We start from the raw sequence: 13,196 nt of genomic DNA, 5'->3' as shown, positions 1-13,196 counted from the left end.
AGGCAGCTTTCCACATCAAGGCCGACGGGCGGGCGATCCATAAGGGCGCCCGCCCGTCGGCTTTGACACAGAAGGGGGCGCGCCATGCAGCGCCTCGGCATCGCCCGCGCCTGTGAACCCGCGGGTGTTCGTGAAACGCCCGCTGCCAGCGGGGCCGGTATCCGGCATACGGACGCTGATGCGGTGCCCGCATTTCCGGATGCTGCCACGGGGCCGGGCCGATACCGCCGCGCACCGCCGCTCCGGCCCAGGAGCCGAGCTTTCCCTTCCCAAACCCCTTGATTTCCTGTATGGCCCCCCAATCTGTGACGTGAAGCCCGGCTCCGGGGCAACGCAAAGGATCGGGGCGGCGGCAATGGGGCCGCATCACAACACGGCGCGGCCGGAGGGCTGGCACGCGCCCAGAGGAAACACGATGTTTGATGAAGTGAAAAAATCAATCCAGTGGGGCAATGAAACGCTCACGCTGGAGACCGGCAAGGTTGCGCGTCAGGCCGACGGCAGTGTGATCGCCACTTTGGGCGAAACCAGCGTCATGGCCAACGTGACCTTCGCGAAAGAACCGAAACCCGGCCAGGATTTCTTCCCGCTGACGGTTCACTATCAGGAAAAATACTACGCCGCCGGTAAGGTGCCGGGCGGCTTCTTCAAGCGCGAAGCGCGCCCGACCGAAAAGGAAACGCTGACCGCGCGTCTGATCGACCGTCCGGTCCGTCCGCTGTTCGTCCCCGGCTTCAAGAACGAAGTTCTGGTCATGTGCACCGTGCTGTCGCACGATCTGGTCAACGACCCCGACATCGTCGCCATGATCGCGGCTTCGGCGGCGCTGACGATTTCGGGCGTGCCCTTCATGGGTCCGATCGGCGCGGCGCGCGTCGGCTTCGTTGACGGCGAATATGTGCTGAATCCCGAAGTTCAGGACATGGACCAGCTGCGCAGCAACCCCGAGCAGCGTCTGGATCTGGTCGTTGCCGGCACCAAGGACGCGGTGATGATGGTCGAGTCGGAAGCTTACGAGCTGACTGAGGCCGAAATGCTGGGCGCGGTCAAATTCGGCCATGACGCCATGCAGCCGGTGATCGACATGATCATCGACTTCGCCGAAGACGCCGCGAAAGAACCCTTCGACTTCCAGTCGCCCGACTATTCGGAGCTGTATGCCCGCGTGAAATCGCTGGGTGAGGACTCGATGCGCGCCGCCTATGCCCTGCGCGACAAGGGCGAGCGTCACGACGCCATCGAGGCCTCGAAAGCCGCGATCAAGGCCGGCCTGACCGAAGATGAGGCGCTGGATGCCAATCTGGGTTCGGCCCTGAAAAAGCTGGAATCCTCGATCCTGCGCGGCGACATCATCAATGGCGGCGCCCGCATCGACGGCCGCGACAACAAGACCGTGCGCGCCATCGACTGCGAGGTCGGCATCCTGCCGCGCACCCACGGCTCGGCGCTGTTCACCCGCGGCGAGACGCAGGCGCTGGTGGTGACCACGCTGGGCACCGGCGATGACGAACAGATCATCGACGCGCTGCATGGCAATTTCCGTTCGAACTTCCTGCTGCATTACAACTTCCCGCCCTATTCGGTCGGCGAGGTTGGCCGCGTGGGTTCGCCGGGTCGCCGTGAAATCGGCCATGGCAAGCTGGCATGGCGCGCGCTGCAGGCGGTGCTGCCGGCCCCGACCGATTTCCCCTATACTATCCGCGTCGTCTCCGAGATCACCGAATCGAACGGTTCGTCCTCGATGGCGTCGGTCTGCGGCGGCTCGCTGTCGATGATGGATGCCGGCGTGCCGCTGAAGGCGCCGGTCGCGGGCGTGGCCATGGGCCTGATCCTGGAAGATGACGGCAAATACGCCGTTCTGACCGACATTCTGGGCGACGAGGATCACCTCGGCGACATGGACTTCAAGGTTGCGGGGACCGCCAACGGCATCACCTCGCTGCAGATGGACATCAAGGTCGCGGGGATCACCCCGGCGATCATGGAACAGGCGCTGGCACAGGCCAAGGACGGCCGGATGCACATCCTGTCCGAAATGTCGAAAGCCCTGACCGAAGGCCGCCGCGAGTTTTCGGCCCACGCCCCGCGGATCGAGACCATGCACATTCCGACCGACAAGATCCGTGAAGTGATCGGCTCGGGCGGGAAGGTCATCCGCGAGATCGTGGAAGTCTCGGGCGCCAAGGTCGATATCAACGACGACGGCACCATCAAGATCGCCTCGGCCAATGCCGATTCGATCAAGAAGGCCCATGACATGATATATTCGATCGTGGCAGAGCCGGAAGAAGGCCAGATCTACACCGGCAAGGTGGTGAAGCTGGTCGATTTCGGCGCCTTCGTGAACTTCTTCGGCAAGCGCGACGGTCTGGTCCACGTGTCCCAGATCGCCAACAAGCGCCTGAACCACCCCAATGAGGTGCTGAAGGAAGGCCAGGAAGTGAAGGTCAAGCTGCTGGGCTTCGATGACCGCGGCAAGGTCCGTCTGGGCATGAAGATGGTCGATCAGGAAACCGGCCAGGAAATCACCGAGGTGAAGGAAGAAACTGCCGAGTAATCGGCCTGCCTTCTCTCAAAGCGAAATGCCCCGCGACTGCGGGGCATTTTTCGTTTCAGGACTGCGCGCGGCGGGCAATCTCGCGCATGGTTTCTGTCATCCAGGGCGCCGGCGGTGCGGTCTGGCCGCGTGGTGTCCACAGGTTGTAAGTGCGGCGCATGTAATCGATGGCGGCGATATCGGCCCTGACGCGGCCATGGTCCTGTTCGACCAGATCCTGCAGCGCATCGACCGCCCCTGCGCCCGAGCACCGCATCCGCCGGACCTCTGCCATCAGCCAGATCGGAATGCCCTTGCGTTCCAGATGACCCGACAGCCAAGGGTCGTCCACGGTCCAGACGATGTCGGGAATGGCCCAGGCGGCATCGTCGAACCATTCTGGGCGGACCATTACCCCGGCATGGCCCGCCAGCACGTCGATATAGCCGCTATTGGCATACATGGGCGATTTGATGGTGAACAGCGACAATATCCGCTTCAGTCGGTAGGACAGCGGCTTGCGGGTCCAACGTTTCGCGCGCGGCAGCCGGTCGGGCGCGCGGGTGCTGTCGCAGATATCGGGCAGGTTGTCGCCGGCCTCGACGATGCAGGCATCGGGGCGGGCCGCACGCGCGGCCTTGAAGCGGCGGTGCCAGCACGGATCGTAAAGCTTGTCATCATCGCAGAACAGGATGTCGACATCCTGACCGACCAGGTCCCGAGTCGCCGGCAGCACCTTGGTGGCGGGGCCCAGATCGTCGGGACAGCGGCAGATGGTGATGCCGGCAGGCACCTCGGGCAGGGTGCCGTCCCAATCCCGGAAACGGCGATAGCGCTGCGGGATATACAGCCGGATCTCCTGCACCGGAAGCTTCTGCGCCAGCAGGCTGTTCAGGGTCGGCGCCAGCAGGCCGAAGCGCGGCGGTATGGTCGACAGGGTGACGATCGTCGGGCGGGGCATGGCGGGCTTTCGAGCGGTATAGTGGCGGGTCGGACTTGGGCCGGCAGCGACCCGGCGCGCCCTGATAGCGGCTCTGACCTGCAGGGCAAGCCCTGGACCGTGCGACATCCTGTCCTAACACGACAAGTTGCACGGCTGTGCGCAGTGGCCTCCGATGGGCGTGGCCCCCCACAGCCCGCTTGTCTTGTTCATCGGGCGGGTGCATCACTGTTATCCGGCGGACCTTTTCCGACGTAATGGATTGCTGTCTTGCGCGACCTCGCGACCTTGTGGGTGGGCCGCCTCGGCCCGATCGAATACGCGAGCATCGCCTCGTTTCTGCGCCATGGGCATCGCCTGACGGTCTACAGCTATGCGCTGCTGGCCGGTCTGCCGCAGGGGGTCGAGGGGCGCGACGCCAATGAGATCCTGTCCTGCGGTCAGGTCGCCTGTTCCCGCCGTGAAGGCAGTCCATCGCTCCATTCCAACTTCTTCCGCTATGCGCTGATGGACCGGACCGACAGCGTCTGGGTCGATCTCGACATCATCGCGCTGCGGCCGTTCGATTTCACCGGTGACCGGATCTATGCCCATGAAAGCGCCGAGCGCGTCAATTGCGCCGTGCTGCGCATGCCGCACAGCTCGCCCGCGCTGGCGGACCTGAAGTGCTTCAGGCCGGGAATGCGGGGGATCGCGCCCCATATCACCGGGCTGCGGCGGCTGAAATATCAGATCGGAACGCTGGGTCGCGGCGTTCCGATCGAGGCATGGCCCTGGGGCAGCACCGGACCGCGGGCGCTGTCGGCCTATCTGCGGCGGCACGACGAGATAAAATACGCCCTGCCAATCGAGACGTTTTACCCGATCCTTCCCACGGATTGCGAAAGATTTGTCGCGCCCGGCGCGCCGAGCGATGCCGATTTCGGTCCCGCCACCTATGGCGTTCACTTGAGCGCGTCGAACGTGCAGAAGGTGCTGGCCCGCCGCTATTGTGGCGAGATCCCCGCGCACAGTTTTCTGGGCGCCCGTGTCGCGCGGGCGCGGGCCGCCGGGATCATGTGACGGCGGGCGCGGCGTATCGGGCCGCGCATCCTGACCGACAGGCGCGCCAGCCGGCCGGGTCCGTGGACGAGCCGTTGCGACCGGGGCGCTTTCTAGTCGATCCGGCCGCCGGCCCCGGCCACGATCCGCGAAAGCGCCTCATGGCCCGTGTCGGTATGGGCGTAGATCAGGATCGCGATCGGCTCGGCCGCGTGTTCCTGACTTTGGGCAAGCGCCAGGCCGGGCAGCCCCTTTGCGGGCGGCCAATAGGCGGTCAGCTTGGCGATCTCGGCCAGCAGGGCCTGCGTATCGGTCCAGTCCTCGTCGTCGTAAAAACTCAAAGCCGCGTCCGGCAGCGTGATCCGGCGCGGCCCGATGCCGCGATGGGCGCTGATGAGGGCGCCGATCTCGTCCTGCATGCGGCTCGTCTCGGCATAGACCTGGTCGGGTTCCAGCGCGAGGTCAGGGACAGGCCAGGTCTCGATCAGGGGCATTCCGAAACACAGCGGCTGGCGCTCGTCATCGGGTGTTTCGCGGCGTCCGGCCAGCCCGGTCAGGCCGTCCCAGGATTCCACCGCACGATCCATGGCGGTCGCGCGCATGTCCCGGCGCAGCCTGTCATTCATGTCGATGTCATCGGGGGCCGGTCCCATCTCGTCCATCTCGCGGTCCAGCCGCGCCTCGATCCCGTCGGCATATTCGGTGCGGTAGCGCAGCGTCGCAGTCCAGATCTCGGCGGGCGATGCTGCGGTCAGCAGCGCCGGCAGGATATCCAGCGCCCGGTCGGGCGGGATGACCCAGATACTGTCGATATCCTTGTCGCTGAGCATGATGAAATCCTTGCGAATGGTAATGCCCCAGCAAGGCAAGGGATCACCCCTGCTGTCAAGCGCGCCATGAAAAAGGCGCGGCCGCAGAATCGGCATTCGGGCGGGATCGGCCCCGAGGCGGGGTATTGGCGCAGCGCTGATCGCGCAGGTTCCTGTTCCGCCTGACATATGTCGCCTCGGCCGCTGCGGCCTGCAGGCACAGGTCTTGCGCAGGTCAAACGTCTTCAGGCGCCTGGCCGAATATTGTCCCGGACTTGTCGGCTGAAGGAGGCCGGTCGTCCCACGCTATCGGGCGGTAACCGGCTTTTTATCTGGGTGTGAGTGAAAAACTGCATCTATTTACCAGAGATGTGCTATAACAGGTCCACCATTCATGCTCTATAACAAATGTGGTCTTGAAAGAGGGTCCTGCCCCGCGAAGGACACGCAAGTCTGGGCAGGTCTCTGATCTTTTTTGGATGTCCTCCATCTCTTTGAGGGGACGGCGGTATCCTATGCAATTTCACCCGCATTGGCGCTCTTGCACTGCGCTGTCGCGACGCGAGCATTTGGGGTTATCCCCGCAGTTGTGCCTCTCGTCATAAAGACGCTTGAGATAAGTCACTTAACATCATCAAAGCTTCAGTAATCCTTTTGCCAATTTTTGGGGGAAGGGAGAAGTGCCATGGCAGATGTGGCTGGTGAGCCTAAGCAGGTAACAGCCCTGTTTCTAGGCAACTTCAGCACCCGGCTGGACGCGTCAGCACCCAGAAGCGGCGACAACGTGGCCGAAAACGCGGCGCAATGGGTTCAGGATATCAACGATGTCCGGTTCGGCACCGATCCGAACTACAATCCGCGGATGCGCATGCTCCAGGCGGAGAGCTTTGGTGACGACGACATTACGGCGACCAACGACACCAAAGTGGATGACTATTTCAACGCCGATTACTTCACCGACGATCAGAACGCGCAGATCAGGATTGATGCGGTCATCAGCGTCAGGATCGAGATCACCTATACGCTGAACAACGTCACGCAGACGAAATACGAAACCGTCGGCCTGTTCCAGTTCGATAATGGTGACGTCTATCTTTATCCGACCAAGGATGGCGGTCTGTCGCAGACCGCGCTCGACAATCTTGGACGCATCGATTGGATCCGCATCGACTCGTTGGTCCGCGACGATCTCGCGGGGGGCGACAACCTCATCTATCACGATTCGAGCATCGTCGGGACCGTGATCTGCTTCACGCCGGGTACGCTGATCGAGACCGCTTCGGGTCACGCTCCGGTAGAGAAGCTGAAAGTCGGAAGCCTGATCAACACGCTGGACAGAGGCGTCCGGCCCATCCGTTGGATCGGTTCGCGCGACGTGACGCGCGAGGAACTGCAATGGCGTCCGCAGTTGCGACCGATACGCATCAGTCAGGCTGCATTGGGCCGCAACCAGCCTTGGCAGGATCTGGTGGTTTCCCCGCAGCATCGGATTCTGGTGCGCTCGGTCGTGGCGGAACGAATGTTCGGCGAGGTCGAGGTTCTGGTCGCCGCCAAGCACCTTCTGGGCTGCGAGGGCATCGAGGTCGCGGAAGACCTCAAAGAGGTGACCTATTGGCATTTCATGTTCGACCGTCACGAGATCGTGCTGGCGAATGGCGCCGCGACGGAAAGCATGTATACCGGCCCCGAGGCGATGAAAGCGCTCGACCCCGAGGCGCGGCGCGAGGTGTTGACGCTGTTCCCCGAACTCGCCACGGATCCCTATGGCGGCCAAGTGCCCGCGCGCCCCTTCGTGCGCGCCCGCGCTGCCAACAAGCTGAAGGAGCGGCTGTTGCGAAACGGCAAACCGCTGGTCGGCTGGCGATAATGGCCGCATGCGCCGGCGGGCCGCCGATCCGAAATACCGGCCCACGGCGGAAAGCCCGGTAACTGCCGGGCGTTCCTTGCCCTGCCGAAGGAATGACAGCCAGCGTGCTGACCGGAAAAGGCCGCGCCTCGGCGCGGCCTTCGCAATGGCCTCAGCCGTGGTTCGGATCCTTGGCGAAGCGCAGATAGGGCAGCTTCTTGTCCAGCTTGCCGTATTTCGCCTCGGCCGCCGCGTCGTCCAGCGACAGTGCCACGATCACGTCCTCGCCGGGCACCCAGTTGGCGGGCGTGGCCAGCGGCACGCCATCGGTTTCCTGCACCGCATCCAGCGCGCGCAGGATCTCGGCGAAGTTGCGGCCGACCGACATCGGATAAGTCATGGTCAGACGGACCTTCTTGTCGGGCCCGATGATGAAGACGGTGCGTACCGTGGCCGAATGGGCGGGCGTGCGTCCTTCGGTCGGCAGATAGTAATCGGCCGGCAGCATGTCATAGGCTTTGGCAACGGTCAGTTCGGAGTCGTCGATGATGGCGAAATTCGCCGGGACGCCGGCGACGGCTTCGATGTCGCGTTTCCATTTGGCGTGGTCCGCGACCGAGTCGACCGAGACGCCGATGACCTTGGTGCCGCGCTTCTCGAATTCCGGGGCCAACTGGGCGACGGCGCCGAATTCGGTGGTGCAGACAGGGGTGAAGTCGCGCGGATGCGAGAAGACGATCACGTAACTGTCACCGGCCCAGTCGTGGAAGCTGATCGAGCCTTCGGTGGATTCCGCGGTGAAATCGGGGGCAATATCGTTGATGCGCAGTCCCATCGGGTTTCCTTTCGGGTTAACTCCGGGGGGCACCATATCGGGCATGGGCAAAGTTCCAAGCCCAAATCCTCCACGCAGGCTTCTTGCGCCGTGGCGGTGTAAATGCGACCATTCGGTCGATGAATAGGAGGGTCCCATGACCGAGCTTCTGGACAAACGCAATTTCTACATCGACGGCAAGTGGGTCGCCCCCGCCGCCCCTCATGATTTCGAGGTGATCGACCCCTCGACCGAGGACCCGGTGGCGATGATCTCGCTCGGTGGGCAGGCGGATACCGATGCGGCGGTTGCCGCCGCCAAGCGGGCCTTCCCGGCCTGGTCGGAGACGCCGCCGGCCGAACGCCTAGCCTATGTAGAGAAGATCCTGGAGATTTATCAGCGCCGCGCCGCCGACATGGCCTGGGCCATCACCCATGAAATGGGCGCGCCGTCCGACATGTCCGCCGCCGATCAGGTGGAATCGGGCACCTATCACACCAAGAACTTCATCCGCGCCTTCAAGGATTTCGAATTCGTCCGTCCGCTGGGTGCGCATGCCCCCAACACCATGATCTCGTGGGAGCCGATCGGTGTGGTGGCGCTGATCACGCCATGGAACTGGCCGATGAATCAGGTCACGCTGAAGGTGATTCCGGCGCTGCTGGCGGGCGATACCATGGTGCTGAAGCCCTCGGAAATCGCGCCGCTGTCGTCGATGGTCTTCGCGGAAATCGTGGACGAGGCGGGGCTGCCGCCGGGCGTCTTCAACCTGGTGAACGGGGATGGCGAGGGGGTGGGCACGCAGCTGACCGTGCACCCGGATGTCGAGATGATCAGCTTCACCGGCTCGACCCGCGCCGGCATCGCGATTTCGCGCGCTGCGGCCGATGGTCTGAAGAAGGTCGCGCTGGAACTGGGCGGCAAGGGGGCCAATCTGATCTTTGCCGATGCCGATGAAAAGGCTGTGGTGCGCGGCGCGCGGCATGTCTTCTATAATTCGGGGCAAAGCTGCAATGCACCGACCCGGATGCTGGTGCAGCGCGAGATCTATGACCGCGCCGTCGAAACCGCGAAGGAGGTGGCCGAGAAAACCGCCGTCGCCAGCGCGCATGAACCCGGCCGCCATATCGGTCCGGTGGTCTCGAAGCGGCAATGGGACCAGATCCAGGGCCTGATCGAAAAAGGCATCGCCGAGGGCGCGCGCCTTGTCGCCGGCGGTCCCGGCCTGCCCGAAGGGGTCAATCGCGGCTATTTCGTGCGGCCTACGGTCTTTGCCGATGTGAGCAATGACATGACCATCGCCCAGACCGAGATCTTCGGCCCGGTGCTGTCGATCATCCCCTTCGATACCGAGGAGGACGCGATCCGCATCGCCAATGACACCGCCTACGGCCTGACCAACTATGTCCAGAGCGAGGATGGCGACCGCCGCAACCGGCTGTCGCGCCGGCTGCGGTCGGGCATGGTGGAAATGAACGGCGAAAGCCGCGGCCCCGGCGCCTTTTTCGGTGGGGTCGGCCGGTCGGGACGCGCCCGCGAAGGCGGTATCTGGGGGATCGAGGAATTCATGGATTCCAAGGCCATCAGCGGCTGGGACAGCAAGGCCTGACCGGGCCATTGTGCATCAGGGCCGGCCGGATGAACCGGGCCGGCCCTTTTCGCTCGGCGCCGGGGAGGGTGACTGATCAGCTGCCAGGCAGAGCGCAGATGACCCGCGCGCTGGGGGTGATCGGCATCCGAACGACTGGCTCCCCGGCGGCTTGCTGCCGCTGTAGGGGCCTAAGGGGGCCGGGGCGCGCATTCTCGACGCCATCGCGCAAGTGCAGAAGGCAGGCGACCGGGTGATCCCGGTCCGCCATCTGGCCCCCGCTGGATCGATCCTGTTCACAGAAGGCGGAGTGGGGTCCGAAATCCGTCCGGCGGTGCTGACGGCAGCGTGGGACGCGCCGGTGGTCATCAAGCGCTTCGCCGATGCCTTTCAGGGCGCTACGCTGATGGAACATCGGGACTGCATCGAGGTATTGCCGATCTGCGGGATGATGACCCGGAACTGTGTCGTCTTCACCGCCATGTCGCGCGATGCCGACCCGTTCCGCGTCCGGGTCATCGGCGATCTCCGCGCCGCCCTGATCGCTCCGGTGCATCTGATTGCGCTGAATGCGCTCGGCGCAAAAACCGAGGTGACGACGGTTGCGGAGGTCCGGCCGCGCTGACCGCCGGTTATGGCCGTGAAATCAGCGGCTTGGAGGGGGCTCGCGGAATAACAGACGATATCAGTCAACTATTTGTTTTAATTGGGGAAAAATCTTGACCCGCCCGCTCGGGCCGCTTATATCTGCGGGCAAGGCCACCCCGGACGCCACCATGACGGCAGCGACCAAAGGCAGCAGAGATTTCGCAGCAAGGCAGCCACCGATCCGGTCGCAACCCAGCCAGCGATTGAAAAAGGGACAGCGCCGCTGTCCCTTTTTTGGTGCCGCGCTGCCGGTCGGGATCAGGCCCAGTCAACCTCGGCCAGGAAGATATAACCGGCGCCGTAGATCGTCTTGATCAGCTGGGGATTTTTCGGGTCCTCGCCCAGCTTGCCCCGCAGCCGCGAGATGCGCACATCCATCGCCCTGTCAAAGCTTTCGCCGCCCGCGCCGCCCAGCGTTTCCAGCATCTGCCCGCGCGAGATCAGACGCCGCGGATTGTCCAGAAACATCCGCAGCACCTCGGCCTCGGCATGGCTGAGCGGGGTTTCGCCGCCGTCAGGGCCCGCCAGCAGATAGCGGTCGAAATCGGCCTGCCATCCGGCGAAGGCGGCGCGCGACCTTTGGCCGGAACGGCTGGCGGCAGGGCGGCGCAGGCGGGCGCGCAGGCGGGCGACCAGTTCAGCCGGTTCGAAGGGCTTGATGATGTAATCGTCGGCGCCCAGCTCCAGCCCGGTGATGCGGTCCTGCACCTGCGCGCGGCCCGACACGATGATGATCGCCGCGCCGGATTCGGTGGCCAGCCGATGCACCAGCGCCAGTCCGTCGCGATCCGGCAGCCCCAGATCGACCAGACAGGCATCGGGGGTGATGCGGCGCAAGGCGGCCTCGAATTCGGTGGCGCGGGAAAAGCCCATGGTGCGGAAGCCCGCCGCCTCCAGCGTGTCGGACATGATCCGGCGGATGTCGGGTTCGTCTTCCAGAATCGCGATCAGTGGGGCGTCAGTCATCGAGCACCTCTGAAATGGCATCGCTGAGGGCGATGCTGTCGAATGGTTTGGTCAGCACCGGGCAGGGGGCGCTGGCGCGCAACGGATCGCCCGGCGGCAGCGCAGTCATCAACAGCAGGGGCGGCCGTCCGCTGCGCGCCAGCGCGTGGCCCACCCCGTCCCCCAGCTGCATATCCGACAGGATCAGCGTCAGGCCCGGCAAATCGGTCAACCCCTGCGCTTCGGCCAGCGACGCGGCCTCGATCACCGAATGGCCCATCGAGGTCAGCATCCGGCGCAGCATCTCGCGCAGGCTGTCATCGTCTTCGACCAGCAGGACCATCTGCGGGCTGACCGGGCGCAGCGGCAGGCGCAGCCGCACCCGCGCGCCGGGGGTGTCGGCGCGATTGGCAAGGTGCAGCGTGCCGCCCGCCAGACGCGCCTGATCGAACACCATCGACAGTCCCAAGCCCGATCCATGGCCCTTCTTCGTGGAAAAGAAAGGCTCGGTGGCGCGGGACAGCGCCTCGGGGGTGAAGCCGGTGCCGGTATCGGTCAGCTCCAGCTCGACCCAGGGGGCGTTGGCGCGGGCCGTCAGGGCGATGGTGCCGCCCGCCGGCCCCATGGCGTCGCGGGCGTTGAGGATCATGTTCAGCAGGCTGTCCTGAACCTGCCCGGGATCAAGCATCAGCGCCGCGTCCGGCAGATCGGTGTCCAGCAGCAGCACCACCCGCTCGCCCAGGGTGGGGCGCACCATGTCGCAGAGATCGCGCAGCAGCCCCTCCAGCCGCACCGGCTGACGGGCAGTGCCGCGCGGGGCGGCGATCTGGCCGATGCGTTGCAGAAGCTGCACCCCCCGCCGGGCGGCGGCCAGTGTCGCCTGCACATCGGCCTGCGCACCGGCTGCCAGATCGGCATGGGACAGCCGGTCCTGAAGGCCGAGGATGATGGTCAGCAGATTGCCGAAATCATGCGCGAGGCCCGAGGTGATCTTGGCCGCCAGCTCGCGCCGCGAGGCATGGGTCAGCGCCTCGCGCACCTCGACCTCGGCAGTGACATCGGTCGACAGCACGAAGACGCCGTTACCGCCGCGGTCCGGGGTCAGCGCGATGCGGATGCGGCGGCCGGATTCGGCATGGGTGATTTCGAACACCTGCTGGCGGCCGGAAAGGGCCTGATCCATATGCGGCCGGATCACCGCATAGGTCGGCGCGCCCAGCACCTGTTCCGCCGTCAGCCCGACAATGTCGGGCCGGGTGCCGGGAAAGACCTGCGGCAACTGGCGGTTGGAAAACAGATAGCGGTGATCGCGGTCCAGATGGGCGATATGGGCCGGAACCATTTCCGTCACCTGCCTGGTCCGGGCCTGGGTTTCGGTGACGATCCGCTTGGCCTCCTGCAGGGCCGAGATCATCGCCGCCAGTTCGCGATTCGCCGCCGACAGCCGCTCGGCATGGTCCAGCACCTGCGAGGATAATTCTTCGGAGCGGGCGCGGAGCATCGCCTCGTGCCGCTTGGTTTCGGTGATGTCGGTATAGACCGTGACCCAGCCGCCCTGCGACAGCGGCGCCCCCTCGACCGAGATCCAGTGCCCGTCGGGGCGCTGGCGTTCCATGTAATGGGGCTGGAAGGCGCGGGCCTGTTCGACGCGGATGCGCACGGCCTCGTCCGGGTCATCCTGCGGGCCGTATTCGCCGCGCAGCACCAGATAGCGGATGGTGTCCTCGAAAAAGGTGCCGGGCCGGGTGAGATTGTCGGGCAGGTCGAACAGTGCCTGATACTGGCGGTTGGACACCGCCAGCCGCAGATCGGCGTCGAAGATCGACAGCGCCTGGCCGATCAGGTTCAACCCCGACTGCATCAGCGCGGCCCGTGAATCACTGGCGATCATGCGAAATCCTTCCTCTGCCCGTTGGTTAGCACCCGAAAGCGGCTTCGCATAGCGCGTAAGAATTCGTTATATTTTCGTAAAACTGCGGAAATGATTGCCGGGAAACCTGTGCAGGCCGATCAGTGGTCGCAAGAACCA

At 64.5% G+C, this 13,196-nt stretch carries 10 protein-coding genes; 5 read left to right on the top strand and 5 right to left on the bottom strand.

The features are described 5' to 3' along the window. Positions 1-415 precede the first annotated feature (415 nt). Entirely contained in the window at positions 416-2,557 is a 2,142-nt protein-coding gene (gene pnp, locus H1S04_RS07535; RefSeq protein WP_181744887.1) for a polyribonucleotide nucleotidyltransferase, read from the top strand. Positions 2,558-2,612: 55 nt separating this feature from the next. On the opposite strand, the gene H1S04_RS07530 is transcribed toward pnp, so the two are convergent. After that, on the bottom strand, positions 2,613-3,497 hold the full coding sequence (locus H1S04_RS07530; RefSeq protein WP_181744886.1) for a glycosyltransferase family 2 protein: 885 nt from the start codon (positions 3,495-3,497) through the stop codon (positions 2,613-2,615). Positions 3,498-3,746: 249 nt separating this feature from the next. Here H1S04_RS07530 and H1S04_RS07525 point away from each other — a divergent pair, with 249 nt between their 5' ends. Further along, entirely contained in the window at positions 3,747-4,538 is a 792-nt protein-coding gene (locus H1S04_RS07525; RefSeq protein WP_181744885.1) for a hypothetical protein, read from the top strand. Between the two features lie 92 nt (positions 4,539-4,630). On the opposite strand, the gene H1S04_RS07520 is transcribed toward H1S04_RS07525, so the two are convergent. Further along, entirely contained in the window at positions 4,631-5,347 is a 717-nt protein-coding gene (locus H1S04_RS07520; RefSeq protein ID WP_181744884.1) for a hypothetical protein, read from the bottom strand. Positions 5,348-6,011: 664 nt separating this feature from the next. Between H1S04_RS07520 and H1S04_RS07515 the strand changes: the two genes are divergently transcribed. Next, positions 6,012-7,193 carry a Hint domain-containing protein gene (locus H1S04_RS07515; RefSeq protein WP_255435477.1) on the top strand — a complete coding sequence of 394 codons (1,182 nt, stop codon included), beginning with the start codon at positions 6,012-6,014 and terminating at the stop codon, positions 7,191-7,193. Between the two features lie 151 nt (positions 7,194-7,344). On the opposite strand, the gene H1S04_RS07510 is transcribed toward H1S04_RS07515, so the two are convergent. Continuing rightward, on the bottom strand, positions 7,345-8,007 hold the full coding sequence (locus H1S04_RS07510) for a peroxiredoxin (RefSeq protein WP_181744883.1): 663 nt from the start codon (positions 8,005-8,007) through the stop codon (positions 7,345-7,347). 136 nt (positions 8,008-8,143) lie between these two features. On the opposite strand from H1S04_RS07510, the gene H1S04_RS07505 reads away from it, so the two are divergent. Together H1S04_RS07505 and H1S04_RS07500 are read left to right on the top strand one after the other, a co-directional pair. After that, complete coding sequence (locus tag H1S04_RS07505) at positions 8,144-9,595, top strand: aldehyde dehydrogenase family protein (protein WP_181744882.1); 1,452 nt, start codon at positions 8,144-8,146, stop codon at positions 9,593-9,595. Between the two features lie 190 nt (positions 9,596-9,785). Continuing rightward, entirely contained in the window at positions 9,786-10,199 is a 414-nt protein-coding gene (locus tag H1S04_RS07500; RefSeq protein WP_298947373.1) for an isochorismatase family protein, read from the top strand. A 281-nt stretch (positions 10,200-10,480) separates the two neighbouring features. Here H1S04_RS07500 and H1S04_RS07495 read toward each other — a convergent pair whose 3' ends face one another. Together H1S04_RS07495 and H1S04_RS07490 are read right to left on the bottom strand one after the other, a co-directional pair. Further along, positions 10,481-11,188 carry a response regulator transcription factor gene (locus H1S04_RS07495; RefSeq protein WP_181744880.1) on the bottom strand — a complete coding sequence of 236 codons (708 nt, stop codon included), beginning with the start codon at positions 11,186-11,188 and terminating at the stop codon, positions 10,481-10,483. Continuing rightward, positions 11,181-13,058 (bottom strand): PAS-domain containing protein, encoded by a 1,878-nt coding sequence (locus H1S04_RS07490; protein WP_181744879.1) that lies wholly within the window; start codon positions 13,056-13,058, stop codon positions 11,181-11,183. Before H1S04_RS07490 ends, H1S04_RS07495 begins: the two co-directional genes overlap by 8 nt. Positions 13,059-13,196 lie beyond the last annotated feature (138 nt).

It is taken from the genome of Paracoccus sp. S1E-3 (assembly GCF_013868135.1).
Lineage (GTDB): Bacteria > Pseudomonadota > Alphaproteobacteria > Rhodobacterales > Rhodobacteraceae > Paracoccus.
Note: the sequence above shows the minus strand (reverse complement) of the source record. Positions and strands in the feature narration are given on the sequence as shown.

Bases quoted from the DNA above. Each gene is read 5' to 3' on its own strand.
- pnp (WP_181744887.1), top strand. From the start codon at position 416: ATGTTTGATGAAGTGAAAAAATCAATCCAGTGGGGCAATGAAACGCTC.
- H1S04_RS07530 (WP_181744886.1), bottom strand. From the start codon at position 3,497: ATGCCCCGCCCGACGATCGTCACCCTGTCGACCATACCGCCGCGCTTC.
- H1S04_RS07520 (WP_181744884.1), bottom strand. From the start codon at position 5,347: ATGCTCAGCGACAAGGATATCGACAGTATCTGGGTCATCCCGCCCGAC.
- H1S04_RS07515 (WP_255435477.1), top strand. From the start codon at position 6,012: ATGGCAGATGTGGCTGGTGAGCCTAAGCAGGTAACAGCCCTGTTTCTA.
- H1S04_RS07510 (WP_181744883.1), bottom strand. From the start codon at position 8,007: ATGGGACTGCGCATCAACGATATTGCCCCCGATTTCACCGCGGAATCC.
- H1S04_RS07505 (WP_181744882.1), top strand. From the start codon at position 8,144: ATGACCGAGCTTCTGGACAAACGCAATTTCTACATCGACGGCAAGTGG.
- H1S04_RS07495 (WP_181744880.1), bottom strand. From the start codon at position 11,188: ATGACTGACGCCCCACTGATCGCGATTCTGGAAGACGAACCCGACATC.
- H1S04_RS07490 (WP_181744879.1), bottom strand. From the start codon at position 13,058: ATGATCGCCAGTGATTCACGGGCCGCGCTGATGCAGTCGGGGTTGAAC.